Annotated in this window: 23 protein-coding genes; 11 read left to right on the top strand and 12 right to left on the bottom strand. The window is 52.8% G+C overall.

Translation table 11 applies throughout. The features are described from left to right. Window positions 1-21: 21 nt before the first annotated feature. The 3 genes from kdgA to zwf form a co-directional block, all read right to left on the bottom strand. Window positions 22-663 carry a bifunctional 4-hydroxy-2-oxoglutarate aldolase/2-dehydro-3-deoxy-phosphogluconate aldolase gene (gene kdgA, locus HU143_RS09935; RefSeq protein WP_000800497.1) on the bottom strand — a complete coding sequence of 214 codons (642 nt, stop codon included), beginning with the start codon at window positions 661-663 and terminating at the stop codon, window positions 22-24. Between the two features lie 37 nt (window positions 664-700). Then, the gene (gene edd / locus HU143_RS09930; RefSeq protein ID WP_001069113.1) at window positions 701-2,512 is read right to left on the bottom strand and encodes a phosphogluconate dehydratase; all 1,812 of its coding nucleotides are present in this window, start codon (window positions 2,510-2,512) and stop codon (window positions 701-703) included. Window positions 2,513-2,746: 234 nt separating this feature from the next. Continuing rightward, the gene (gene zwf / locus HU143_RS09925; protein ID WP_000301711.1) at window positions 2,747-4,222 is read right to left on the bottom strand and encodes a glucose-6-phosphate dehydrogenase; all 1,476 of its coding nucleotides are present in this window, start codon (window positions 4,220-4,222) and stop codon (window positions 2,747-2,749) included. Between the two features lie 341 nt (window positions 4,223-4,563). On the opposite strand from zwf, the gene HU143_RS09920 reads away from it, so the two are divergent. Beyond that, window positions 4,564-5,433, top strand: coding sequence for a MurR/RpiR family transcriptional regulator (locus HU143_RS09920; RefSeq protein WP_020898861.1), 870 nt, complete (start codon window positions 4,564-4,566; stop codon window positions 5,431-5,433). 123 nt (window positions 5,434-5,556) lie between these two features. Continuing rightward, window positions 5,557-6,999, top strand: coding sequence for a pyruvate kinase (pyk, locus tag HU143_RS09915; protein WP_000091156.1), 1,443 nt, complete (start codon window positions 5,557-5,559; stop codon window positions 6,997-6,999). Window positions 7,000-7,071: 72 nt separating this feature from the next. On the opposite strand, the gene lpxM is transcribed toward pyk, so the two are convergent. The 3 genes from lpxM to znuA all read right to left on the bottom strand — a co-directional run bounded on the left by lpxM (window position 7,072) and on the right by znuA (window position 10,439). Next, the gene (gene lpxM / locus HU143_RS09910; RefSeq protein ID WP_000448401.1) at window positions 7,072-8,043 is read right to left on the bottom strand and encodes a lauroyl-Kdo(2)-lipid IV(A) myristoyltransferase; all 972 of its coding nucleotides are present in this window, start codon (window positions 8,041-8,043) and stop codon (window positions 7,072-7,074) included. 116 nt (window positions 8,044-8,159) lie between these two features. Then, the gene (gene mepM / locus HU143_RS09905) at window positions 8,160-9,479 is read right to left on the bottom strand and encodes a murein DD-endopeptidase MepM (RefSeq protein WP_001184028.1); all 1,320 of its coding nucleotides are present in this window, start codon (window positions 9,477-9,479) and stop codon (window positions 8,160-8,162) included. Between the two features lie 15 nt (window positions 9,480-9,494). After that, a complete protein-coding gene (znuA, locus tag HU143_RS09900) occupies window positions 9,495-10,439 on the bottom strand; it encodes a zinc ABC transporter substrate-binding protein ZnuA (protein WP_000939597.1) in 945 nt (314 codons plus the stop codon). Window positions 10,440-10,517: 78 nt separating this feature from the next. Between znuA and znuC the strand changes: the two genes are divergently transcribed. Both znuC and znuB read left to right on the top strand, forming a co-directional pair. Then, window positions 10,518-11,273: a zinc ABC transporter ATP-binding protein ZnuC gene (gene znuC, locus HU143_RS09895; RefSeq protein ID WP_023227119.1), complete on the top strand. Its 756-nt coding sequence runs from the start codon at window positions 10,518-10,520 to the stop codon at window positions 11,271-11,273. Next, the gene (znuB, locus tag HU143_RS09890; RefSeq protein WP_023227118.1) at window positions 11,270-12,055 is read left to right on the top strand and encodes a zinc ABC transporter permease subunit ZnuB; all 786 of its coding nucleotides are present in this window, start codon (window positions 11,270-11,272) and stop codon (window positions 12,053-12,055) included. Before znuC ends, znuB begins: the two co-directional genes overlap by 4 nt. 78 nt (window positions 12,056-12,133) lie before the next feature. Here znuB and ruvB read toward each other — a convergent pair whose 3' ends face one another. Both ruvB and ruvA read right to left on the bottom strand, forming a co-directional pair. Further along, window positions 12,134-13,144, bottom strand: coding sequence for a Holliday junction branch migration DNA helicase RuvB (ruvB, locus tag HU143_RS09885; RefSeq protein ID WP_185191083.1), 1,011 nt, complete (start codon window positions 13,142-13,144; stop codon window positions 12,134-12,136). A gap of 8 nt (window positions 13,145-13,152) precedes the next feature. Next, window positions 13,153-13,764 carry a Holliday junction branch migration protein RuvA gene (gene ruvA / locus HU143_RS09880; protein WP_000580335.1) on the bottom strand — a complete coding sequence of 204 codons (612 nt, stop codon included), beginning with the start codon at window positions 13,762-13,764 and terminating at the stop codon, window positions 13,153-13,155. Window positions 13,765-14,183: 419 nt separating this feature from the next. On the opposite strand from ruvA, the gene HU143_RS09875 reads away from it, so the two are divergent. Both HU143_RS09875 and HU143_RS09870 read left to right on the top strand, forming a co-directional pair. Further along, entirely contained in the window at window positions 14,184-15,080 is an 897-nt protein-coding gene (locus HU143_RS09875; protein WP_077909983.1) for a DUF4034 domain-containing protein, read from the top strand. A 625-nt stretch (window positions 15,081-15,705) separates the two neighbouring features. Then, entirely contained in the window at window positions 15,706-16,305 is a 600-nt protein-coding gene (locus HU143_RS09870) for a YebB family permuted papain-like enzyme (protein WP_023227115.1), read from the top strand. Window position 16,306: 1 nt separating this feature from the next. Here HU143_RS09870 and ruvC read toward each other — a convergent pair whose 3' ends face one another. The 4 genes from ruvC to aspS all read right to left on the bottom strand — a co-directional run bounded on the left by ruvC (window position 16,307) and on the right by aspS (window position 19,962). Further along, window positions 16,307-16,828 (bottom strand): crossover junction endodeoxyribonuclease RuvC, encoded by a 522-nt coding sequence (ruvC, locus tag HU143_RS09865; protein ID WP_000022509.1) that lies wholly within the window; start codon window positions 16,826-16,828, stop codon window positions 16,307-16,309. 36 nt (window positions 16,829-16,864) lie between these two features. Then, the gene (locus tag HU143_RS09860; RefSeq protein ID WP_000907242.1) at window positions 16,865-17,605 is read right to left on the bottom strand and encodes a YebC/PmpR family DNA-binding transcriptional regulator; all 741 of its coding nucleotides are present in this window, start codon (window positions 17,603-17,605) and stop codon (window positions 16,865-16,867) included. A 29-nt stretch (window positions 17,606-17,634) separates the two neighbouring features. After that, complete coding sequence (gene nudB, locus HU143_RS09855) at window positions 17,635-18,087, bottom strand: dihydroneopterin triphosphate diphosphatase (protein WP_000653694.1); 453 nt, start codon at window positions 18,085-18,087, stop codon at window positions 17,635-17,637. A 102-nt stretch (window positions 18,088-18,189) separates the two neighbouring features. Then, entirely contained in the window at window positions 18,190-19,962 is a 1,773-nt protein-coding gene (aspS, locus tag HU143_RS09850) for an aspartate--tRNA ligase (protein WP_001258633.1), read from the bottom strand. 324 nt (window positions 19,963-20,286) lie between these two features. Here aspS and HU143_RS09845 point away from each other — a divergent pair, with 324 nt between their 5' ends. The 5 genes from HU143_RS09845 to cmoB are packed head-to-tail and all read left to right on the top strand — an operon-like array spanning window position 20,287 to window position 23,868. Further along, window positions 20,287-20,853 (top strand): hydrolase, encoded by a 567-nt coding sequence (locus HU143_RS09845; RefSeq protein WP_023227114.1) that lies wholly within the window; start codon window positions 20,287-20,289, stop codon window positions 20,851-20,853. Then, a complete protein-coding gene (locus HU143_RS09840) occupies window positions 20,850-21,668 on the top strand; it encodes a DUF72 domain-containing protein (protein WP_023227113.1) in 819 nt (272 codons plus the stop codon). Before HU143_RS09845 ends, HU143_RS09840 begins: the two co-directional genes overlap by 4 nt. Before the next feature lie 52 nt (window positions 21,669-21,720). Continuing rightward, on the top strand, window positions 21,721-22,116 hold the full coding sequence (locus HU143_RS09835) for an MAPEG family protein (protein WP_000252975.1): 396 nt from the start codon (window positions 21,721-21,723) through the stop codon (window positions 22,114-22,116). 40 nt (window positions 22,117-22,156) lie between these two features. Further along, entirely contained in the window at window positions 22,157-22,900 is a 744-nt protein-coding gene (cmoA, locus tag HU143_RS09830; protein ID WP_000019609.1) for a carboxy-S-adenosyl-L-methionine synthase CmoA, read from the top strand. Then, window positions 22,897-23,868 carry a tRNA 5-methoxyuridine(34)/uridine 5-oxyacetic acid(34) synthase CmoB gene (cmoB, locus tag HU143_RS09825; RefSeq protein ID WP_000569026.1) on the top strand — a complete coding sequence of 324 codons (972 nt, stop codon included), beginning with the start codon at window positions 22,897-22,899 and terminating at the stop codon, window positions 23,866-23,868. The genes cmoA and cmoB overlap by 4 nt, the downstream gene beginning before the upstream one ends. Window positions 23,869-24,002 lie beyond the last annotated feature (134 nt).

Below are 24,002 nucleotides of genomic sequence, written 5' to 3'. Positions count from 1 at the left end.
CGCCATCGGGCATTTAACGGCTTACTGCTTCGCGCCTTCTACCGCTTCGCGCGCCAGTTTGGTGATGCGATCGTAATCACCCGCTTCCAGCGCGTCGGCCGGCACCAGCCAGGAACCGCCGATGCACAACACGCTTTTCAGCGCCAGATAGTCACGATAGTTTGCCGGAGAGATGCCGCCGGTTGGGCAGAAACGTACCTGAGAGAACGGGCCGGCAATCGCCTGCAACGCTTTAGTGCCGCCATTCGCTTCCGCCGGGAAGAATTTGAACTCTTTCAGACCATAGTCCATGCCCAACATCAGTTCAGAAACGGTGCTAATACCGGGAATCAATGGGATAGTGCCTGCCGTCGCGGCTTTCAGCAGTGGCTCAGTCAGTCCCGGGCTAATCGCAAACTGCGCGCCCGCTTCCGTCACCTCCGCCAACTGCTGCGGATTGAGAACGGTTCCGGCGCCGACAATCGCTTCCGGCACTTCTTTAGCGATAGCGCGAATAGCATCCATCGCGCAGGCCGTACGTAAAGTCACCTCCAGAACGCGAACACCCCCGGCCACCAGCGCTTTAGCCATCGGCACCGCGTGCTCCAGTTTATTGACTACAATGACCGGGACAACCGGGCCGGTGGTCAGGATTGCTTCTGCACTTGTTTTCCAGTTTTTCATCGGAATTCTTCTCTCGCCTGATTACTAGTGTGTCATCTTAAAAAGTGATACAGGTTGCGCCCTGCTCCGCACCCGACAGCTTTTCGCGCAGCGCGCCAAACAACTCACGCCCCGTTCCGACGCGCGACGCGCTCAGGTCCGGAATATGAGGCTGACGAGCGGCAAGTTCCGCCTCGTCGACCAGCAGAGTTAACTCACCTGTCTGCCCATTCACGCGAATGATGTCGCCATCGCGCACTTTTGCCAGTAAGCCGCCATCGTAGGCTTCCGGCGTTACGTGGATAGCTGAAGGCACTTTACCCGAAGCGCCTGAAAGTCGTCCATCAGTAACTAACGCGATTTTGAAACGGCGGTCCAATAATACACCAAGTGGCGGCATGAGTTTATGTAATTCTGGCATTCCATTCGCTTTTGGTCCCTGATGACGCACGACAACGACACAATCCCGATCAAGCAGACCCGCGTCAAACGCAGGCAGCACATCATGCTGACTTTCAAATACCATGGCAGGCGCTTCAATGATCTGGTTTTCAACCGGTACCGCAGACGTCTTCATTACTGCGCGCCCCAGATTACCGCTTAGCACCTTGGTACCGCCGTGAGGAGAGAACGGCTTATCAAAAGAGGCAATGACATCGTTATCCAGTGACCTTTCCGCGCCTTCACGCCAGTCCAGCTCGCCGTTGTTGAGCCAGGGCTCCAGTGTATAGCGTTTCAGGCCGAAGCCTGCGACAGTATTAACGTCTTCGTGCAGCAATCCGGCATTGAGCAGCTCACGCATCAATACCGGTACGCCGCCCGCCGCCTGGAAGTGGTTAATGTCCGCCGGACCGTTCGGGTACAGGCGCGCCATCAACGGAACCACTTCCGACAAATCCGAGAAGTCATCCCAGTTGATCAGAATTCCCGCCGCGCGCGCCATTGCAACCAGATGCATGGTGTGGTTGGTGGAGCCGCCGGTAGCCAGCAGCGCGACAATGCCGTTCACCACGACTTTTTCGTCGATCATTTTACCGAGCGGCATCCACGTATTGCCGTTGCCGGTAAGACGTGTTACCTGACGTGCGGCAGCGGCAGTCAATGCCTCGCGCAGCGGCGCATCCGGATGCACAAACGAAGAACCCGGCAACTGCATTCCCATAAACTCCACCACCATCTGGTTGGTGTTGGCGGTGCCGTAAAATGTACAGGTGCCCGGCGCATGGTAAGAGGCGGCTTCCGACTCCAGCAGCGCCATTCTGTCTACTTTTCCTTCCGCATATAGCTGACGAATACGGACTTTTTCTTTATTCGGCAGGCCGCTCGCCATCGGGCCTGACGGAACAAAAATCGCGGGTAAATGACCAAAAGAGAGCGCGGCCATCGCCAGCCCCGGAACGATTTTGTCGCATACGCCGAGGAATAACGCGCCGTCAAACATATTGTGAGAGAGGCCTACTGCTGCCGACATCGCTATCACTTCGCGGCTGAGTAATGACAACTCCATGCCATCCTGCCCTTGTGTAACGCCATCGCACATTGCCGGTACGCCGCCTGCGACCTGACCTACCGCATTCACGGAATGCAGGGCCTGACGAATAATCTGCGGATAATGTTCATACGGTTGATGCGCAGAGAGCATGTCATTGTAGGAGGTAATGATGGCGATATTATTGCGCAACATACTTTTCAGCGAGGCTTTGTCCTCTGGCTGACAGGCGGCGAAGCCATGCGCCAGGTTGCCGCAGGCCAGTTGAGATCGGTGGACCGTGGCGGTTTTTGCCTGCTCAATGCGGGCAAGATAGGCTTCTCGGGTCTGCTGCGAGCGTTCGACAATACGTTGTGTTACGCGTAACAAATTAGGATTCATAGAGGCTCCTGAAATTTATCTGTCCGGCTACCGGGTTTACCATGCGTTTCATCAATGTGGAAAGACAGTGAAATACATGATGTCCGGTGATAATGGGGCAAAATCGTTTCAGGCAGTGTAATAAAAAAAGCCTCGCAGGTGAATCCACACGAGGCTTAAAAGTGCAAAAATGATTCTACAATCTGTGTTAGATCATGTTACCGGTAAAATACCACCTAAGAGTGAGTGGTAAATTTACTCAAACTCATTCCACGAACGACCGTCACGGGTAATCATCGCCACGGACGCTACCGGTCCCCAGGTGCCCGCCTGATACGGCTTCGGCGCGTCGTTGTCCATCGCCCATGCTTCGGTAATGGAGTCCACCCACTTCCAGGCTTCTTCCACTTCGTCACGGCGGACAAACAGCGCCTGAATGCCACGCATCGTTTCCAGCAGCAGGCGCTCATATGCATCCGCCAGGTGCGTCTGATTAAAGGTCTCGGAGTAGCTCAGATCAAGCTTCGTGATTTGCAGATTATGCTTATGATCCAGCCCCGGTACTTTGTTAAGTACCTGAATATCTACGCCTTCATCCGGCTGCAGGCGAATCGTCAATTTGTTCTGCGGCAGGTCTTGCCAGGACTCTTTAAAGAGATTCAGTTCAGGCGTCTTGAAATAAACCACGACTTCAGAGCACTTAGTTGGCAGACGCTTGCCGGTGCGCAGATAGAATGGCACGCCCGCCCAACGCCAGTTATCGATGTCGACGCGGATCGCGACGAAAGTTTCGGTGTTGCTGCTTTTATTCGCGCCCTCTTCTTCCAGATAGCCCGGCACCTTTTGACCCTGCGCAAAGCCCGCGGTGTATTGACCACGAACCGTTTTTTCACGCACGTTGGAGCGATCAATACGGCGCAACGATTTCAACACTTTGACTTTTTCATCGCGAATACTGTCGGCGCTCAGGTCAGACGGCGGTGACATGGCAATCATGCAGAGAATTTGCAGCAAGTGGTTCTGGATCATATCGCGCATCTGACCGGCCTGGTCAAAGTATCCCCAGCGCCCTTCAATCCCCACCTCTTCCGCTACGGTAATCTCAACGTGATCGATAGTGCGGTTATCCCAGTTATTAACGAATAACGAGTTGGCAAAACGCAGCGCCAGCAGGTTGAGAACCGTTTCTTTGCCCAGATAGTGGTCGATACGATATACCTGGCACTCTTCAAAGTATTCGCCGACCCGATCGTTAATCTCACGCGAGGTCGCCAGCGAAGTACCCAACGGTTTCTCCATCACGACACGCGCCGGTTTGGCGTTGAGTTTAGCCTCCCCTAACCCTTTGCAAATAGCGCCAAACGTGCTGGGCGGCATCGCAAAATAGTTAATGGTGGTGCGGTTTTTTTGATCCAGCATATCGCCCAGGCGACTAAACGCAGGCGTATCGTTAACGTCAAGATTACAAAAATCCAGACGGCCGCTCAGCGTATCCCACAAGCCTTCATCAATTTTTTCCTTCATGAAGGTTTCCAGCGCCTCACGCACGACGTGGGTATAAGCTTCTTTATCCCAGTCCGCGCGCCCCACCCCAATGATCCGGGTATCCGGATGGATCTGGCCGGCTTTCTCAAGCTGATACAGGGAAGGCAGCAGTTTCCGGCGCGCCAGGTCGCCTTTCGCGCCGAAAATGACCAGGTCACATGCCTGGGCTGTTTGCGTTACCGCCATGTCATTCTCCTCAGTTAATCTCCTGGTACTTTAGCCAGGATATCGTTGTAATTTTATTACACAGCACTGTACTGCTTTTACGAGATTACGGAAACCGTAAACGCCTTTTCATAGGTGAACCGGCGTTTGATTGGCAATATAATCGGCAAAACGCCTAATAAAATTGTCGCTTTTCCACACAAGCTGGAACTTAAAATCCGACGTCGGTCATGTAATGAAAAAAAACGACACCTTTTTTAGCCATTTTGCCCCCTTTGACAGCCGCCAGGAGTAATATCTAACAAAACGCGCTCGGTTTCGCGCATCATTGAAATCGCTAATACCCATGAGCCTTGCTAATCATGAATATGCTGGAAAAAGTCCAGTCTCAACTGGAACATTTAAGCAAATCTGAACGAAAAGTCGCCGATGTTATTCTGGCCGCCCCCGGCAGATCGATTCACTTAAGCATTGCCATGCTGGCCCAGGAAGCTAACGTTAGCGAGCCAACGGTGAACCGTTTCTGTCGCAGCATGAATACCCGCGGCTTTCCTGATTTTAAACTGCATCTGGCGCAAAGTCTGGCAAATGGCACCCCCTATGTTAATCGCAATGTGGATGAAGATGACAGCGTTGAGGCCTATACAGGAAAAATCTTCGAGTCCGCCATGGCCAGTCTCGACCATGTTCGTCAGTCGCTGGATAAATCGGCCGTCAACCGCGCCGTCGATTTACTGACCCAGGCAAAAAAAATCGCCTTTTTTGGTCTTGGTTCCTCCGCCGCGGTCGCGCATGACGCCATGAATAAGTTTTTTCGCTTCAATGTGCCGGTGATTTACTCCGACGATATCGTGCTGCAACGGATGAGCTGTATGAATTGTAACGATGATGACGTCGTCGTGCTCATTTCGCATACTGGCAGAACCAAGAGTCTGGTGGAACTGGCGCAGTTGGCGCGGGAAAACGATGCGATGGTGATCGCCCTGACCTCCGCTGGAACGCCGCTGGCGCGCGAAGCCACGCTAGCCATTACCCTCGACGTACCGGAAGATACAGACATTTATATGCCCATGGTCTCTCGACTTGCTCAGCTGACCGTGATAGATGTGCTGGCAACGGGATTTACTTTGCGTCGCGGGGCAAAATTCAGAGATAACTTGAAGCGTGTCAAGGAAGCGCTCAAGGAATCGCGTTTTGATAAAGAATTACTCATCAAGAGTGATGACCGCTAAAAGCAATAACAATGTTCTACCCTTTTCGTCATCCGGGGACGTTCATTTTATACCGTTAAGGTTTCAGAACGACCGGATCAATGTTCACGCAACACCAAGTTGTTTTAGTCAACGGAGTATTACATGTCCAGAAGGCTTCGCAGAACCAAAATCGTTACCACGTTAGGCCCGGCAACTGACCGCGATAACAACCTTGAGAAGGTTATCGCCGCGGGCGCAAACGTCGTACGTATGAACTTCTCTCACGGCTCGCCGGAAGATCATAAAATGCGTGCTGATAAAGTCCGTGAGATTGCCGCCAAACTGGGGCGTCATGTGGCTATTTTAGGCGACCTGCAAGGGCCAAAAATTCGCGTTTCCACTTTTAAAGAAGGCAAAGTGTTCCTCAACATCGGGGACAAATTTCTGTTAGACGCTAACCTGGGTAAAGGCGAAGGCGACAAAGAAAAAGTCGGCATTGATTACAAAGGGTTGCCGGCAGACGTCGTTCCTGGCGATATCCTGCTGCTTGACGATGGTCGAGTGCAGTTGAAAGTGCTTGAAGTCCAGGGCATGAAAGTCTTTACCGAGGTCACCGTCGGCGGCCCGCTGTCTAACAATAAAGGCATTAACAAGCTCGGCGGCGGGCTTTCTGCTGAAGCGCTGACCGAAAAAGACAAAGCCGATATTCAAACCGCTGCGCTGATAGGTGTTGACTATCTGGCCGTCTCCTTCCCGCGCTGCGGCGAAGATCTGAACTATGCACGCCGCCTGGCGCGCGACGCCGGCTGCGACGCGAAAATTGTGGCTAAGGTCGAACGCGCCGAAGCGGTATGCGACCAAAACGCCATGGACGATATCATTCTGGCCTCTGACGTTGTGATGGTCGCACGTGGCGACCTGGGCGTTGAAATCGGCGATCCGGAGCTGGTTGGTATCCAGAAGGCGCTGATTCGCCGTGCGCGTCAGCTAAACCGTGCAGTCATCACCGCAACGCAGATGATGGAGTCGATGATCACCAACCCGATGCCGACCCGCGCGGAAGTGATGGACGTGGCGAACGCCGTCCTGGATGGCACGGATGCAGTTATGCTGTCTGCCGAAACCGCAGCCGGTCAGTATCCTTCTGAAACCGTTGCCGCAATGGCGCGCGTCTGCCTGGGCGCAGAAAAAATCCCCAGCATCAATGTGTCTAAACACCGTCTCGACGTGCAGTTCGACAACGTTGAAGAAGCTATTGCCATGTCTGCGATGTATGCGGCAAACCATCTGAAAGGCGTTACCGCGATCATCACCATGACGGAATCCGGTCGTACCGCGCTAATGACTTCCCGTATCAGCTCCGGCCTGCCGATTTTCGCCATGTCGCGCCATGAACGCACGCTGAACCTGACCGCGCTCTACCGCGGAGTAACGCCGGTGCATTTTGATAGCGCGGCTGATGGCGTTGTCGCGGCGCATGAAGCTGTTAATCTGCTGCGCGATAAAGGGTATCTGGTTTCCGGTGACCTGGTTATCGTGACTCAGGGCGATGTCATGAGCACCGTCGGCTCAACCAATACCACGCGTATTTTGACCGTTGAGTAAAACTCCCCCACACCTGTTCATCAGGTAGTACAGGGTTTGTCAGCATAAAGCCTCTCTTACGAGAGGCTTTATTTATTTGATGGGATAAAGATCTTTACGCTTATACGGCTGAATCTCGCCTGGCTTGCGGGTTTTGAGCAGCTTCAGGATCCAGGTGTACTGTTCCGGATGCGGGCCGACAAAAATTTCGACCTCTTCGTTCATCCGTCTGGCGATAGTGTGGTCGTCAGCCGTGAGCAGATCGTCCATTGGCGGGCGAATCTGGATAGTCAGGCGATGCGTTTTACCATTATACACCGGGAAAAGCGGTATCACGCGTGCGCGGCACACTTTCATCAGCCGACCAATTGCAGGCAGCGTCGCTTTGTATGTCGCAAAGAAATCAACGAATTCACTATGCTCCGGGCCGTGATCCTGGTCCGGCAGGTAGTAACCCCAGTAGCCCTGACGAACAGACTGAATAAAGGGTTTAATCCCGTCATTACGCGCATGCAAACGTCCGCCGAAACGCCGACGCACTGTGTTCCAGATATAGTCAAAAACCGGATTACCCTGATTATGAAACATCGCCGCCATTTTTTGCCCCTGAGAGGCCATCAGCATGGCTGGAATGTCGACGCCCCAGCCATGCGGTACGAGAAAAATGACTTTTTCGTCGTTACGACGCATCTCCTCAATGATTTCCAGACCTTCCCAGTCAACACGCTGTTGAATTTTTTTCGGACCGCGCATCGCCAACTCAGCCATCATCGCCATTGCCTGTGGCGCGGTGGCGAACATCTCATCGACAATCGCTTCGCGCTCAGCTTCGCTACGCTGCGGAAAGCACAACGACAGATTAATTAGCGCCCGGCGACGAGAACTCTTCCCCAGCCGTCCGGCAAAACGCCCCAGCGTCGCCAGCAAAGGGTCGCGGAATGATGCCGGTGTTAGTGCGATCCCCGCCATTGCCGCAGCGCCCAACCAGGCGCCCCAATACTGCGGATAGCGAAAGGATTTTTCGAATTCAGGGATATACTCACTATTATTTTTTTTGGTTTCCATGCTTTTCCAGGGTCTGCTGACGCGAAAAGGAATTGTGAATAGTGTAGCGACGTCTGCGTCTCACACAAAACAAAAAAGCCGGCACACATCGCGTACCGGCTCTGTCAGCGCATTTGTTAATCGAAGCGCAGTTGCGGCAGAACCTCTTTCACCTGTGCCAGGTATTCACGACGATCTGACCCCGTCAGACCTTCCGTGCGCGGCAATTTTGCTGTTAGAGGATTAACGGCTTGCTGGTTGATCCATACCTCATAATGCAGATGCGGCCCTGTGGAACGCCCGGTGTTACCAGAAAGCGCAATACGATCGCCACGTTTCACTTTTTGCCCCGGTTTCACCAGCAGCTTACGCAAGTGCATGTAACGTGTGGTGTAGGTGCGTCCATGACGAATCGCAATGTAGTAACCGGCAGCGCCGCTACGTTTAGCGACCACGACCTCGCCATCCCCCACCGACAGCACCGGCGTACCCTGCGGCATCGCAAAGTCAACGCCACGATGCGGCGCAACGCGTCCAGTAACCGGGTTCAGACGGCGCGGATTGAAGTTGGAGGAGATGCGGAACTGTTTGGCGGTCGGGAAGCGTAAAAAGCCTTTCGCCAGGCCAACACCGTTACGGTCATAGAATTTACCGTCAGCGGCGCGAATGGCGTAGTAATCTTTACCATCGGAACGCATCCGCACGCCCAACAACTGACTCTGTTCACGCTTGCCATCCAGCATCTCGCGCGACATCAGAACCGAAAATTCATCGCCCTTTTTCAGCTTGCGAAAATCCATCTGCCACTGCATGGCTTTTATCACTGCGCTGATTTCGCTGCTGGTTAAACCGGCCTCTTTCGCGCTGGCGACAAAGCTACCCCCTACCGTACCTTTCAGCAGACTGTTGACCCAGTCCCCCTGCTGCATTTCACTGCTCATTTTAAAACCGTTGGCAGTGCGATCGTAGGTACGCGTTTCACGGCGGGAGACTTCCCATGTCAGACGCTGTAAATCGCCATCGGCGGTCAGTGTCCAGGAAAGCTGTTGGCCAATTTTCAGATTGCGCAGCTCCTTATCAGAAGCGGCAAGTCGGCTAATATCGCTCATATCGATGCCGTACTGATTCAGAATGCTGCTTAACGTATCGCCTGTGGAGACGACGTATTCATGGACGCCGACTTCGCCTGCGGTTTTATCGTCCAGCTCATCCTGAGGAATAGCTTCATCTTCCTGCGCGGCCTGATCGATGGGTTCGCTGGCCTCCGGTAAGAGGGAACGAATCTCGCTTTTCTCCAGTTCAATAGTTTTAACGATTGGCGCGGATTCTGGGTGGTAAACATAGGGCCGCCATACGGCGACGGCCAGTGTCAGAACGGTAAGTGACCCCAGCATAACGCGGTGGGGTCGGGGCAGATTATTAAATGCCAGGGCGACAGAGCGGGCTATCTGTTGCACGTATTCACTTCCTCGTTAATCTCCTTTCAGGCAGCTCGCATACTGGTTGGCTAATTGGCTTAAAAACGCTGAATAGCTTGTTTTACCCAGTTTAATGTTCGTCCCGAGGGGGTCCAGTGTTCCCATTCGAACGGATGTCCCTCTCGCCACGGCTTCCACGACCGCTGGCCTGAATTGTGGCTCAGCAAAAACGCAGGTTGCTTTTTGCTCAACCAACTGTGTTCTTATTTCATGTAAACGCTGCGCGCCAGGTTGTATCTCAGGGTTCACGGTAAAGTGACCGAGCGGGGTGAGTCCGTAGTGTTTTTCGTAGTAACCGTAGGCGTCATGAAAAACGAAATACCCTTTCCCCTTGAGCGGCGCGAGCTCGTTACCGACCTGTTTATCGGTTGCGGCTAATTGTGCCTCAAAATCCTTCAGGTTGGCGTCGAGTTTAGCTCGACTTTGCGGCATAAGTTCCACTAATTTTTCATGGATTGCAACCGCTGTAGCCCGCGCTATCTCTGGGGAGAGCCAAAGATGCATGTTATATTCGCCGTGATGGTGATGTACGTCACCTTTTTCCTCATCGGCGCCCGTATGCGCATGTTCATCCTCATCATCATCCGCGCCCTTCATGAGTAACGGTTTTACATCGGCAAGTTGCGCAATGGTAACCTGCTTATTATCAGGAATATTCCTGACCGACTTCTCCATAAAGGCTTCCATTTCCGGGCCAACCCAGACGACTAAGTCCGCGCCCTGTAAGCGTTTTACGTCTGATGGACGCAATGAATAATCATGCTCGGAAGCCCCATCCGGAAGTAATACTTGTGTATCCGTAACGCCATCAGCAATGGCGGAAGCGATAAACCCAAGCGGTTTAAGCGAAGCGACAACGGCGGCGTCGGCAGCCTGGGTTGCACTCCCCCAAAGCGCGGCGGATAATGCTGCGAAAAGAAGCGTATTTTTCTGTAACATAATGCGACTAATCATCGTAATGAATGTGTGAAATGTGATATTATAACATTCTATCACTTCTGCAAGCCTAAAATTAACATGACAAGTTTAGTTTCACTGGAAAACGTCTCGGTCTCATTTGGTCAACGCCGCGTCCTCTCTGACGTGTCGCTTGAATTGAGCCCCGGAAAAATTTTAACGCTTCTCGGCCCTAACGGCGCGGGGAAGTCAACGCTTGTACGCGTGGTTTTAGGACTGGTAGCCCCTGATGATGGGGTGATCAAGCGCAACGGGCAACTCCGTATCGGCTATGTCCCGCAAAAGCTCTATCTCGATACCACGCTTCCGCTGACGGTAAACCGATTTTTACGTTTACGTCCCTGCACGCAAAAAACGGATATTCTCCCGGCGCTTAAACGCGTTCAGGCCGGACATTTGATTGACGCGCCCATGCAAAAACTCTCCGGCGGTGAGACACAGCGCGTACTGCTGGCCCGTGCTCTGCTTAACAGGCCGCAGTTGCTGGTACTTGATGAGCCGACGCAAGGCGTGGATGTCAACGGCCAGGTCGCGTTATACGACCTTATCGATCAGCTGCGCCGTGAACTCGATTGCGCCGTGCTGATGGTGTCACATGACCTACATCTGGTCATGGCAAAGACGGATGAAGTGTTATGCCTGAACCATCATATTTGCTGTTCCGGCGCGCCGGAAGTGGTGTCTATGCATCCGGAATTTATTTCTATGTTTGGCCCGCGTGGCGCGGAGCAATTAGGGATTTATCGCCATCATCATAATCATCGCCACGATTTACAGGGTCGTATTGTACTGCGCCGGGGAAATGGTCACTCATGATTGAATTATTACTGCCCGGCTGGCTGGCCGGGATGATGCTGGCCTGCGCTGCTGGTCCGTTGGGCTCATTTGTGGTCTGGCGTCGGATGTCCTATTTTGGCGATACGCTGGCTCACGCGTCGCTTCTGGGCGTGGCGTTTGGCCTGTTGCTGGACGTTAACCCCTTTTATGCGGTAATCGCCGTTACGCTGCTGCTGGCCTCCGGTCTGGTATGGCTGGAGAAACGCCCTCACCTCGCGATTGATACCTTACTGGGCATTATGGCACACAGCGCCTTGTCTTTAGGACTGGTCGTGGTCAGCCTGATGTCCAACGTCCGCGTTGATTTAATGGCTTATCTGTTTGGCGATTTGCTGGCCGTGACGCCGGAAGATCTTATCTCGATCGCTATTGGGGTCGTTATTGTGCTGGCCATTCTCTTCTGGCAGTGGCGCAACTTGCTGTCAATGACTATCAGCCCAGATCTTGCCTTTGTCGATGGCGTGAAGTTACAGCGCGTGAAGCTGCTATTGATGCTGGTAACGGCGTTAACCATTGGCGTAGCGATGAAGTTTGTCGGAGCGCTGATCATTACGTCGCTACTGATTATCCCCGCCGCAACCGCGCGTCGCTTTGCCCGTACGCCGGAGCAGATGGCGGGCGTCGCCGTTGGTGTGGGTATGATAGCGGTTACAGGTGGACTGACCTTCTCAGCCTTTTATGATACCCCGGCAGGGCCATCCGTAGTGTTGTGTGCCGCGCTGCTGTTTATCTTCAGTATGATGAAAAAGCAGGCAAGCTAAGCGTGTGTTGCCCGGTGGCGCTGCGCTTACCGGGCCTACAAAATCGCCCAGGCCTGATGAACGCAGCGACTTCAGGCGTTAAGGCATCTCTGGCGGCGTGATCCCGAAATGGTTCCAGGCGCGCACCGTTGCCATACGCCCACGCGGCGTGCGCTGCAAAAAGCCTTGCTGAATCAGATACGGCTCCAGCACATCCTCAATGGTTTCACGCTCTTCGCCAATCGCCGCCGCCAGGTTATCCAGTCCCACCGGACCACCGAAGAATTTATCAATAACCGCCAGCAGCAGCTTGCGATCCATATAGTCAAACCCTTCCGCATCGACGTTCAGCATATCCAGCGCCTGCGCGGCAATTTCCGCTGAAATAGCCCCGTCATGCTTCACCTCAGCGAAATCACGCACACGTCTGAGCAGACGGTTGGCTATACGCGGCGTACCGCGCGCCCGACGCGCCACTTCCAGCGCGCCGTCATCGCTCATCTCAAGCCCCATGTGCCTTGCGCTGCGCCCGACGATGTGCTGCAGATCGGGCACCTGGTAGAACTCCAGGCGCTGCACAATACCAAAACGGTCACGTAGCGGCGAGGTCAGCGAACCTGCTCGCGTCGTCGCGCCAATGAGCGTAAACGGCGGCAGATCGATCTTAATTGAACGTGCGGCAGGCCCTTCGCCAATCATAATATCCAACTGGTAATCTTCCATCGCCGGATAGAGTACCTCTTCCACCACCGGTGAAAGCCGGTGAATCTCATCAATAAACAGCACATCATGCGGTTCAAGATTGGTGAGCATAGCCGCCAGATCGCCTGCTTTTTCCAGCACCGGGCCGGACGTGGTACGGAGATTGACGCTCATTTCATTGGCAACGATATTCGCCAGAGTCGTTTTACCTAACCCTGGCGGGCCGAAAATCAGCAAGTGATCTAATGCGTCGCCACGCCGTTTTGCCGCCTGAATAAAGATCTCCATCTGGGAGCGCACCTGCGGTTGGCCGACATATTCCGCCAATAACTTTGGGCGAATGGCGCGATCGGCGACGTCTTCTGCGATCGTGGCGCCTGCTGAAATCAGGCGATCTGCTTCTATCATCCTTTACCTCATAACGCGGCGCGTAACGCGTCGCGAATCAGTGTTTCACTGCTTGCATCCGGACGGGCGATCTTGCTTACCATCCGACTGGCTTCTTGCGGTTTATAACCCAGCGCCACCAGCGCAGCAACTGCTTCTTGTTCTGCATCTTCCGAGGTTGGGCTGGCCGGCGATGTCAATACCAGATCGACCGCTGGCGTAAAGAGATCGCCATGTAGCCCTTTAAAGCGGTCTTTCATTTCAACAATCAATCGTTCGGCAGTTTTCTTGCCGATACCCGGCAGCTTCACCAGTGCGCCAAGCTCTTCGCGCTCAACCGCATTCACAAACTGCTGCGCCGACATGCCGGAGAGGATCGCCAGCGCCAGCTTAGGCCCGACGCCATTCGTTTTAATTAGCTCTTTAAACAGCGTGCGCTCTTGCTTATTGTTGAATCCGTACAACAACTGCGCATCTTCACGCACCACAAAGTGGGTGAAGACGATTGCCTCCTGCCCGGCCTCCGGCAGCTCGTAAAAGCAGGTCATAGGCATATGTACTTCATAGCCTACGCCCCCTGTCTCCAGCAGCACGATCGGGGGTTGTTTTTCGAGAATAATGCCTCTGAGTCTGCCTATCACATGACGCTCCTGCGTAAAGGGCTGAAAAGATAATGCACTATCATAAAAAAAGACTGGATGTTTATCCAGATGAAAAACACGTTATTCGCCTATCTCAATGGCCTTCCCTTCGAATCGGTCGCGCAATACCACCGGGTGCCGCCGCGCCCCATGATGTGGAGATATAATAAGTGTCTATAATAAATATAATTCAATAACATTTTCTGTAAGAATAATAAATAAAAAGTCCAGATATGCATTATCACTATAGCTTGAATTTCCTCCGGTGAAAGCACATCCTTTATAAACATTTTTAATCATCTTGTTATTTAATCATTCAGGACAGAAATTCAATGTTATTGAAAAATATTGTCATAGGCGCATTAATGGCTATTCCTGCACTGGCATCAGCTAATAGCCTCACGGAAACACGGGAAAGAATGGCCATTGAGCAACAAGCTATCGCCTATACTGTCAGCCAAAAGTGGGACAAACTGGACGCTATGTTTCAGGAATACAATACCGGATTCCCGACAACCAGCGGCGGAACTCATAAACTGGTTATCGCATGGGGAGGGATCTATAATCTTTTTTCAGTAGATGTTTCCGACAATGGTATTTCTGGCGTGGCAAAAGAGTGGCTTAAAGCAAACCCCAAATCCACGGGTGCAAGGCTGCTTCAAGCAATGGTTTTTGATGCTAAAGCCGTGAATTTACGCGGTGAAGGTGCGGCCAGCACGGTGGACTCTGATATATGGCCGAAATATAATAAGCTGATGATTCAGGAAAAAGAGTATCTGTTAAAGAACAAAGATATTGCCGACAAAGATGTGACCTGGTATCAGGAAATGGAAATGGTCGCACGCAATCTTGAGGATAAAGAGCTGCTCTATAGCACTTTGGAAGAAGCCAGCAAAAAATATCCCGCCTATCAAAATATTTATATCGAGGCCATGGTCGCTCGTTTGCCTAAATGGGGTGGTTCTCCGGAAGAAGTCGAAAAAATCGCCAGAATGGCCGCAGAAAAAAACAAAGATCAATCGGGACTTTCTTACTACGCTTATATCTGGAATAATGCAATCCATTACCAACCTGAATTAATGGCTTTACTGAATAAACGTCAGATTGTCTCCTGGGACGATATGCTGCAAGGTTGGAGAGATCGCTACAAACAGTTCCCATCAACCCGCACGCTTAATAATATTCTGATAACTTCCTGCATTGCCCGCGATAAAGACTCCTTTGTGAAAGCAGATAAAATGATTCAAGGGGAAACGGAGCGGGATACCTGGCCACAAGGGTTAAATTATCGGGAATGCCAGCAGTCCTTCCAATAATTGCCAGATTACCATCACAGTTTAATGCACAGCATTAATTGAATTAAGCCGCCTCAGCCGTTATATGCAGAGGTGGTTTAATGGGAAATGTCCTTCAACCTCTGGACCATGAACGAGATAAACGGTACCGTTGTTAATCACTTCCTTACCCTTTACAAGAATAATAATCAGCGATTGATGAACAGTACAAACTCGATATTTTTTGCATTGCAACCTAACCTTTTGCACTTTCGCCTCCTGTTCCCCCTGGCGCTTAATATAACGCAGAGTCAGCCAAATATTTGCGCCAACCACTCTTGCCAGATCACACCTCACATGCCTATTAAAAACAAAAACAATAAGCATGAAGAGAAACACAACCAGACAATAACATAGACTCAAAAAAATATATGGCGATACAAACAATTATATAATATGGAAAGGACAGTCCACTTATTCCCTGCGTTCGTCTATCTTCCCTTTCACTTTCACCTCTGGAAAGAGGTAAAAACATTATCACCGTAAATTATAATATTCATGATGGATATTTATTGATAATAATATCTTGTCATTATGTGAGTATAATGCTAATTATCCAATAGCGTAAAATAAAGGATATTATTTTAGGTAATAATGGAACGTGAACATGAAAAAACATTATCCTGTCCAATATGAAACCGGGGATATCGTCTTTACCTGTATAGGTGCCGCGCTTTTCGGCCAGATATCCACCGCTTCACAGTGCTGGAGCAACCATGTTGGGATTATTATTGGTCATAATGGTGATGACTATCTGGTGGCGGAAAGTCGCGTCCCCCTCTCAACCGTCACCACGCTGTCACTGTTTATGCAACGTTCAGCCGGACAACGTTACGCCGTTCGCCGTCTGCGCGGCGGCCTGACGGTCGAGCAGAAACTCGCCATCATGGAGCAGGTTCCCGCCCGGCTGAATAAGTTTTATCACACGGGGTTTAAATATGAGTCGTCACGCCAGTTCTGCTCGAAATTTGTGTTTGATATCTATAAAGAAGCATTGTGTATTCCGGTAGGCGATATTGAGACATTCGAAGAATTACTTCACAGCAATCCTGATGCGAAACTCACCTTCTGGAAGTTCTGGTTTTTAGGTTCAATCCCGTGGGATCGTAAGACGGTGACGCCCGCCAGCCTGTGGCAACATCCCAATTTAGAATTAATTAGCGCCTGTGGAATTGAAAACCCTCAACGCGAGGCTGAGGGAGAATAATTTAGCGCAACCTTCCCCGCGCCAGATTGAGTCGGCTCTCGCTCATTTGCATCGCGTTCTGGCTGACGTGGCAATGCGTAATGGCGATAGCCAGCGCATCCGCGGCATCGGCCTGCGGGTTAGCGGGCAGTTTGAGCAACGTGCGCACCATATGCTGAACCTGGCTTTTCTCCGCGCTACCAATACCGACGACGGTTTGCTTCACCTGACGCGCCGCGTATTCAAACACGGGCAGTTCCTGATTGACCGCGGCGACAATCGCGACGCCGCGCGCCTGTCCCAGCTTGAGGGCTGAATCGGCGTTCTTCGCCATAAACACCTGTTCGATAGCAAAATAGTCCGGCTGGAACTGCGTGATGATTTCCGTCACGCCTGCGTATATGAGCTTCAAACGAGACGGCAAATCATCGACTTTGGTGCGAATACATCCGCTGCCCAGATAGGTCAGTTGTCTGCCTACCTGGCGGATAACGCCATAACCGGTAATGCGCGAGCCGGGGTCAATACCGAGAATAATCGACACGCTATCCCCCCTGCCCGCCGGCGTTTAACAGCACCATTACAGGGTCGCCGCCACCTCATCAGAGATCTCACCGTTATGGTAGACTTCCTGAACATCGTCACAGTCTTCCAGCATATCGATCAGACGTAGCAGTTTCGGCGCGGTTTCCGCATCCATATCCGCTTTGGTTGACGGGATCATGGACACTTCGGCGCTGTCCGCTTTCAGACCCGCCGCTTCCAGCGCGTCACGCACTTTGCCCATCTCTTCCCAGGCAGTGTAAACATCAATCGCGCCATCATCATAGGTCACAACATCTTCCGCGCCAGCTTCCAGAGCGGCTTCCATGATGGTGTCTTCATCGCCTTTCTCAAAGGAGATGACCCCTTTCTTACTGAACAGGTACGCCACTGAGCCATCGGTACCCAGATTACCGCCGCACTTGCTGAAAGCATGACGCACTTCCGCTACGGTACGGTTACGGTTGTCACTCAAACACTCAATCATAATGGCCGTGCCGCCAGGACCATAACCTTCATAGATGATGGTTTCCATGTTCGAGTCTTCATCACCACCCACACCGCGAGCGATGGCACGGTTCAGAGTGTCGCGGGTCATGTTGTTGGCCAGCGCTTTATCTACAGCCGCGCGCAGACGCGGGTTGGCATCCGGATCGCCGCCGCCCAATTTAGCTGCCGTTACCAGTTCACGAATAATTTTAGTGAAGATTTTACCGCGCTTGGCATCTTGCGCAGCTTTACGATGTCTGGTGTTGGCCCATTTACTATGACCTGCCATAAATATTTCCTCAAAAAAAGCGCGCCTTTTCAGGCGACGTTAATGACAAACTCTTCAATCGCTTGCCGGTTACTCCAGGACTTGGTAAGCGCCGCCGCGTCAGGCGCATCAAGCCACTGGTACGTCAGATGTTCAGTGAATATCACCTGCCGCTCATGCGGTAACGCAAGGCAGAACCAGAATTCTGTATTGTGCATGACGCCCGGCGCATAGCGATGACGTAAATGTGAAAAAATTTCAAACTCCACCGTACGTTGGCAGTCGACTAAGGTCAGTTGCTCTGCCGCAACATCAATCGTGACCTCCTCTTTGACTTCACGCACGGCGGCCTGCAACGCGGTCTCCCCTTCTTCTATGCTGCCAGTCACTGACTGCCAAAAATCCGGGTCGTCGCGTCGCTGCAACATTAGCACCCGTTTCGTATCCTGCGCGAAAATAACCACCAGGACCGAAACGGGGCGCTTGTACACTTTATCCTTCACGCGACCTCGTTGTTGGCTGTTGGGTGACGCCGCGCATTGATGAGACTCCCCCTTGCGGGCCGCCGCGATATCACGCGAATGATGTCGTGTACATTGTTCATATCAGTTATTCTCGGCTTTCTTCACAACCTGAATCCCCAACTCCGTCAACGCTGCCTGGTTGGCGAAACTCGGCGCTTCAGTCATCAGACACGCGGCGGCGGTCGTTTTCGGGAAGGCGATAACATCACGAATATTGTCGGTGCCGGTCAACAGCATGGTCAGACGGTCCAGACCAAACGCCAGGCCCGCGTGCGGCGGCGTACCGTATTTCAACGCATCCAACAGGAAGCCGAACTTCTCGCGCTGCTCCTGCTCATTGATACCGAGAATACCAAATACGGTTTGCTGCATTTCACCATTGTGAATACGCACCGAACCGCCACCCACTTCATAGCCGTTAATCACCATATCGTAAGCGTTAGCGACGGCTTCTTCCGGGGCAGTTTTCAGTTCAGACGCCGTCATGTCACGCGGGGCGGTGAACGGATGGTGCATCGCGGTCAGACCGCCTTCGCCGTCGTCTTCGAACATCGGGAAGTCAATCACCCACAGCGGCGCCCATTTGTCTTCGTCGGTCAGGCTCAGGTCTTTGCCCAGTTTCAGACGCAGCGCGCCCAGCGCATCGGCAACCACTTTTTTGTTATCTGCGCCGAAGAAGATCATGTCGCCGTCCTGCGCGCCGGTACGTTCAAGGATAGCCTCGACGATGTCGGCGGTCAGGAACTTGGCCACCGGACTGTTAATCCCGTCCAGACCTTTCGCGCGCTCGTTAACTTTGATATATGCCAGTCCTTTCGCGCCGTAGATCTTAACAAAGTTACCGTAATCGTCGATCTGCTTACGGCTAAGCTGTGCGCCGCCAGGCACACGCAGCGCTGCCACGCGGCCTTTCGGATCGTTAGCCGGGCCCGCGAAGACCGCGAACTCTACCGATTTCAGCAGGTCAGCGACATCTACCAGCTCCATCGGGTTACGCAGGTCTGGCTTGTCGGAACCGTAGCGACGTTCCGCTTCGGCAAACGTCATGACCGGGAAATCCCCCAGATCCACGCCTTTCACTTCCAGCCACAAATGGCGCACCAGCGCTTCCATCACTTCGCGCACCTGTGGCGCGGTCATGAAGGAGGTCTCGACGTCGATCTGAGTAAACTCCGGCTGACGGTCAGCACGTAAGTCTTCATCACGGAAGCATTTGACTATCTGATAGTAACGGTCGAAACCGGACATCATCAGGAGCTGTTTGAACAGCTGCGGCGACTGCGGCAACGCATAGAATTTACCTTTGTGTACGCGGGACGGTACCAGGTAATCGCGCGCGCCTTCCGGGGTCGCTTTGGTCAGCATCGGGGTTTCAATATCAAGGAAACCGTGATCGTCCATAAAACGACGCACCAGGCTGGTAATTTTGGCGCGGGTTTTCAGGCGCTGCGCCATTTCCGGACGACGCAAATCCAGATAGCGGTACTTGAGACGCGCCTCTTCGGTATTAACGTGGTTAGCGTCAAGCGGCAGTGAGTCTGCGCGGTTGATGATAGTGAGAGAGGACGCCAGCACTTCAATTTCGCCGGTCGCCATATCCGCATTGACGTTTTTCGCGTCACGCGCACGCACGGTGCCCGTAACCTGAATGCAGAACTCATTACGCAGTTCAGAGGCCAGCTTTAACGCGTCCGCACGATCCGGATCGAAGAACACCTGCACAATACCTTCGCGGTCGCGCATATCGATAAAGATCAGGCTGCCAAGATCACGACGACGGTTGACCCAACCACACAGAGTCACCTGCTGCCCCACGTGGGACAGACGTAGCTGTCCGCAATATTCTGTACGCATGAGATATCCCTTAACTTAGCCGCAGGCGGATTGTTGCCTGCCATGCAGGCGACGAAGTCGCAGCTTTAGCTGTATGTCACAACTGGATGAAAAAAGGCGGCTATTATACTGGAAATTCTGCCGCACGATAAGAGTCAATCCAGCATGGGAGCGATAACTTGCCCGTTTCATGCGGTATCGACACTTGGTTCATACTGACTGTACCCGGGTTTTTCACGCGGGTATTGCGTATGCTCACAAAAATTAACAATATTTGTCGCCGCTTTCCTCTTTAATCGCGCTTAAGGTGTAGTGAAATCCGCTATTTTTAGGAGAGTGATTATCATGCTGAAACTCAACGCGACCACAACCGCCCTGGTGGTTATTGATTTACAGGAAGGAATTCTTCCGTTTGCCGGCGGCCCGTATACGGCAAATGAGGTGGTCGCCCGCGCCGCGCGGCTGGCGGAAAAGTGTCGTGCCAACGGCTCGCCCGTGGTTATGGTACGCGTCGGATGGTCTGATGATTATGCCGAAGCGTTAAAACAACCCGTGGATGCCGCAACGCCTGCGCACGCGTTGCCGGAAAACTGGTGGACCTGGCCTACGGCATTGGGTAAAAAGGACAGCGATCTGGAAGTGACTAAACGCCAGTGGGGCGCGTTTTACGGCACCGACCTGGAATTACAGCTTCGCCGCCGGGGTATCGACACCATCATATTGTGCGGAATCTCAACCAATATCGGCGTCGAATCCACAGCGCGTAACGCCTGGGAGTTAGGATTTAACCTTATTATTGCCGAAGATGCCTGTAGCGCCGCCAACAGTGAGCAGCATCAGAGCAGTATGACGCATATTTTCCCGCGCATTGGCCGGGTACGCAGCGTAGAGGATATTTTAAACGCCTTATGATGTACATTGGCCTGCCGCAATGGTCGCACCCGAAATGGGCGCGGCTCGGCATCACCAGTCTGGAAGAGTATGCCCGCCACTTTAATTGCGTAGAGGGCAACACCACGCTTTACGCGCTGCCGAAAGCGGAAATTGTCGATCGCTGGTATGCGCAAACTACGGACGATTTCCGTTTTTGCTTTAAATTTCCCGCGACCATTTCTCACCAGGCCGCGCTGCGCCATTGCGACGATCTGGTACAGGCGTTTTTTACCCGCCTGGCGCCGCTGGAAACGCGTATTGGCCAATACTGGCTGCAGTTGCCCGCCGCCTTTGGACCGCGCGATCTCCCCGCCTTATGGCAGTTTCTTGATGCGCTCCCCGCCACGTTTACCTATGGCGTAGAAGTTCGTCATCCGTGTTTTTTTGACAAGGGTGAGGATGAACAGCGGCTCAATCGCGGGTTACACGCGCGCGGCGTAAACCGCGTGATCCTGGATAGTCGTCCGGTACATGCCGCCCATCCCCACAGCGAAGCCGTCCGCGACGCGCAGCGAAAAAAACCCAAAGTCCCGGTACATGCGGTCGTGACGGCCAGCCATCCGATGGTGCGTTTTATCGGTAGCGATAATATGGCGCAAAACCGTGAGTTTTTCGCCGCCTGGTTGCAGAAACTCCCGCAGTGGCGGCAGACCACCACGCCTTTTCTGTTTTTACATACTCCGGATATCGCGCAGGCGCCGGAACTGGTGAATACGCTTTGGCATGATTTACGCAGCGTCTTACCGGAAATCGGCACTGCTCCGTCCATTCCACAGCAATCTTCTCTTTTCTGAAAATGCCCCCTATCATAGACAGTGCCATCAGCCATTTTAAAAGGGAGTTTGTATGGTAAGCGCGCTGTATGCCGTTTTGGGTGCGTTATTATTAATGAAGTTCTCTTTTAATGTCGTTCGCTTGCGAATGCAGTACCGTGTCGCCTATGGCGACGGCGGTTTTAGCGAATTGCAAAGCGCCATCCGTATTCATGGCAACGCGGTGGAATATATTCCTGTCGCGCTGGTGCTGCTGCTGTTTATGGAAATGAACGGCGCCGAAACGTGGATGGTGCATATCTGCGGCATCATTTTAATCGCCGGTCGGCTGATGCATTATTACGGTTTTCACCACCGCCTGTTCCGCTGGCGGCGGGCGGGGATGAGCGCGACCTGGTGCGCATTGTTGCTGATGGTGCTGGCAAACCTGTGGTATATGCCCTGGGAGTTGGTTTTCTCCCTGTATTAGCGCACAATATGCGCCTTTATTTTTCCCGGATGTATACGTTATGTCTCACCGCGACACGCTTTTTTCTGCGCCTATCGCCCGTCTCGGCGACTGGACTTTTGATGAACGAGTAGCCGAAGTTTTCCCCGACATGATTCAGCGTTCGGTACCAGGCTACTCCAACATCATCTCCATGATCGGCATGTTGGCTGAACGCTTTGTGCAGCCGAACACGCAGGTCTACGATCTGGGCTGCTCGCTGGGCGCCGCGACGCTATCTGTTCGGCGTAATATCCGCCATGAGCATTGTCGCATTATCGCCGTCGATAACTCCCCGGCCATGATTGAACGCTGCCGCCGTCATATTGATGCGTATAAAGCGCCTACGCCGGTTGAAGTCGTTGAAGGCGATATCCGCGATATCACTATTGAAAACGCCTCGATGGTGGTGCTGAATTTTACCCTGCAATTCCTTGAACCTGCCGAACGCCAGGCATTGCTGGATAAGATTTACCTGGGGTTGAATCCCGGCGGCGCGCTGGTACTGTCGGAAAAATTTAGCTTTGAAGACGCGAAAGTGGGCGAGCTGTTATTCAACATGCACCACGATTTTAAACGCGCTAATGGGTACAGCGAACTGGAGATCAGCCAGAAGCGCAGTATGCTGGAAAACGTGATGCTCACCGACTCGGTGGAAACACATAAAGCGCGCCTGCGTCAGGCGGGTTTCGAACACAGTGAACTGTGGTTCCAGTGCTTTAATTTCGGGTCGCTTGTCGCGTTAAAAGCCGGAGTTGCCGCATGATCGAGTTTGGTAACTTTTATCAGCTCATTGCTAAAAATCATCTCTCCCACTGGCTGGAAACATTGCCCGCGCAGATTGCCGCCTGGCAACGCGAGCAGCAGCATGGCTTGTTTAAACAGTGGTCGAACGCGGTAGAATTTTTACCGGAAATTACGCCCTGGCGGCTGGATTTACTGCACAGCGTCACGGCGGAAAGCGAAACGCCGCTCAGCGAAGGTCAGCTAAAGCGTATTGATACATTGCTGCGTAATCTGATGCCGTGGCGTAAAGGCCCGTTCTCGCTTTATGGCGTAGATATTGACACCGAATGGCGCTCCGACTGGAAGTGGGATCGCGTACTGCCGCATCTGTCAGATTTAACCGGCCGGACGATCCTTGATGTCGGCTGCGGCAGCGGCTATCACCTGTGGCGGATGATTGGCGCGGGCGCACATCTGGCGGTCGGCATCGATCCTACACAGCTTTTCCTCTGCCAGTTTGAGGCGGTGCGTAAACTGTTGGGTAACGATCAGCGCGCGCATCTGCTGCCGTTGGGCATTGAACAACTCCCGGCGCTGAAAGCATTTGATACCGTCTTCTCGATGGGGGTGCTTTATCACCGTCGCTCGCCGCTGGAACATCTGTGGCAGTTAAAAGATCAGTTGGTCAACGAGGGTGAGCTGGTACTGGAAACGCTGGTCGTCGACGGCGACGAAAATACCGTACTGGTGCCGGGTGACCGCTACGCGCAGATGCGTAACGTCTATTTTATTCCTTCCGCGCCGGCATTAAAAAAATGGCTGGAAAAATGCGGCTTTATTGACGTGCGTATCGCCGATGTCTGCGTCACTACCACCGAAGAGCAGCGCCGTACCGAATGGATGGTTACCGAGTCGCTGGCCGATTTCCTCGACCCGAACGATCGCAGCAAGACGGTGGAAGGCTATCCCGCCCCGCAGCGCGCGGTGCTGATTGCGCGTAAACCGTGATGGATTACCGAATGACCGTTACGTATAGCACCGTTTCTCCAAAATAGTTCAAGTTGCAGCAAGGCGGCAACGCAGCAAATCCCCGGTCACGTAGGTAGCTACGTGACCGGGGTGCGCGAGGCGGCCAACGCTGC

The organism is Salmonella sp. SJTUF14076 (genome assembly GCF_015534835.1).
GTDB classification, from domain to species: domain Bacteria; phylum Pseudomonadota; class Gammaproteobacteria; order Enterobacterales; family Enterobacteriaceae; genus Salmonella; species Salmonella enterica.
The sequence above is the reverse complement of the archived record's forward strand: the minus strand, read 5'-3'. Positions and strand labels throughout refer to the sequence as shown.

Excerpts from the sequence above, each read along its gene's own strand:
- HU143_RS09875 (WP_077909983.1), top strand. The coding sequence starts at position 14,184 with ATGGCCATTGAGCAACAAGCTATCGCCTATACTGTCAGCCAAAAGTGG.
- HU143_RS09840 (WP_023227113.1), top strand. The coding sequence starts at position 20,850 with ATGATGTACATTGGCCTGCCGCAATGGTCGCACCCGAAATGGGCGCGG.
- aspS (WP_001258633.1), bottom strand. The coding sequence starts at position 19,962 with ATGCGTACAGAATATTGCGGACAGCTACGTCTGTCCCACGTGGGGCAG.
- HU143_RS09835 (WP_000252975.1), top strand. The coding sequence starts at position 21,721 with ATGGTAAGCGCGCTGTATGCCGTTTTGGGTGCGTTATTATTAATGAAG.
- pyk (WP_000091156.1), top strand. The coding sequence starts at position 5,557 with ATGTCCAGAAGGCTTCGCAGAACCAAAATCGTTACCACGTTAGGCCCG.
- HU143_RS09860 (WP_000907242.1), bottom strand. The coding sequence starts at position 17,605 with ATGGCAGGTCATAGTAAATGGGCCAACACCAGACATCGTAAAGCTGCG.
- cmoB (WP_000569026.1), top strand. The coding sequence starts at position 22,897 with ATGATCGAGTTTGGTAACTTTTATCAGCTCATTGCTAAAAATCATCTC.
- lpxM (WP_000448401.1), bottom strand. The coding sequence starts at position 8,043 with ATGGAAACCAAAAAAAATAATAGTGAGTATATCCCTGAATTCGAAAAA.
- znuB (WP_023227118.1), top strand. The coding sequence starts at position 11,270 with ATGATTGAATTATTACTGCCCGGCTGGCTGGCCGGGATGATGCTGGCC.
- cmoA (WP_000019609.1), top strand. The coding sequence starts at position 22,157 with ATGTCTCACCGCGACACGCTTTTTTCTGCGCCTATCGCCCGTCTCGGC.
- HU143_RS09845 (WP_023227114.1), top strand. The coding sequence starts at position 20,287 with ATGCTGAAACTCAACGCGACCACAACCGCCCTGGTGGTTATTGATTTA.
- kdgA (WP_000800497.1), bottom strand. The coding sequence starts at position 663 with ATGAAAAACTGGAAAACAAGTGCAGAAGCAATCCTGACCACCGGCCCG.
- znuC (WP_023227119.1), top strand. The coding sequence starts at position 10,518 with ATGACAAGTTTAGTTTCACTGGAAAACGTCTCGGTCTCATTTGGTCAA.
- znuA (WP_000939597.1), bottom strand. The coding sequence starts at position 10,439 with ATGTTACAGAAAAATACGCTTCTTTTCGCAGCATTATCCGCCGCGCTT.
- ruvB (WP_185191083.1), bottom strand. The coding sequence starts at position 13,144 with ATGATAGAAGCAGATCGCCTGATTTCAGCAGGCGCCACGATCGCAGAA.
- edd (WP_001069113.1), bottom strand. The coding sequence starts at position 2,512 with ATGAATCCTAATTTGTTACGCGTAACACAACGTATTGTCGAACGCTCG.
- HU143_RS09870 (WP_023227115.1), top strand. The coding sequence starts at position 15,706 with ATGAAAAAACATTATCCTGTCCAATATGAAACCGGGGATATCGTCTTT.
- zwf (WP_000301711.1), bottom strand. The coding sequence starts at position 4,222 with ATGGCGGTAACGCAAACAGCCCAGGCATGTGACCTGGTCATTTTCGGC.
- HU143_RS09920 (WP_020898861.1), top strand. The coding sequence starts at position 4,564 with ATGAATATGCTGGAAAAAGTCCAGTCTCAACTGGAACATTTAAGCAAA.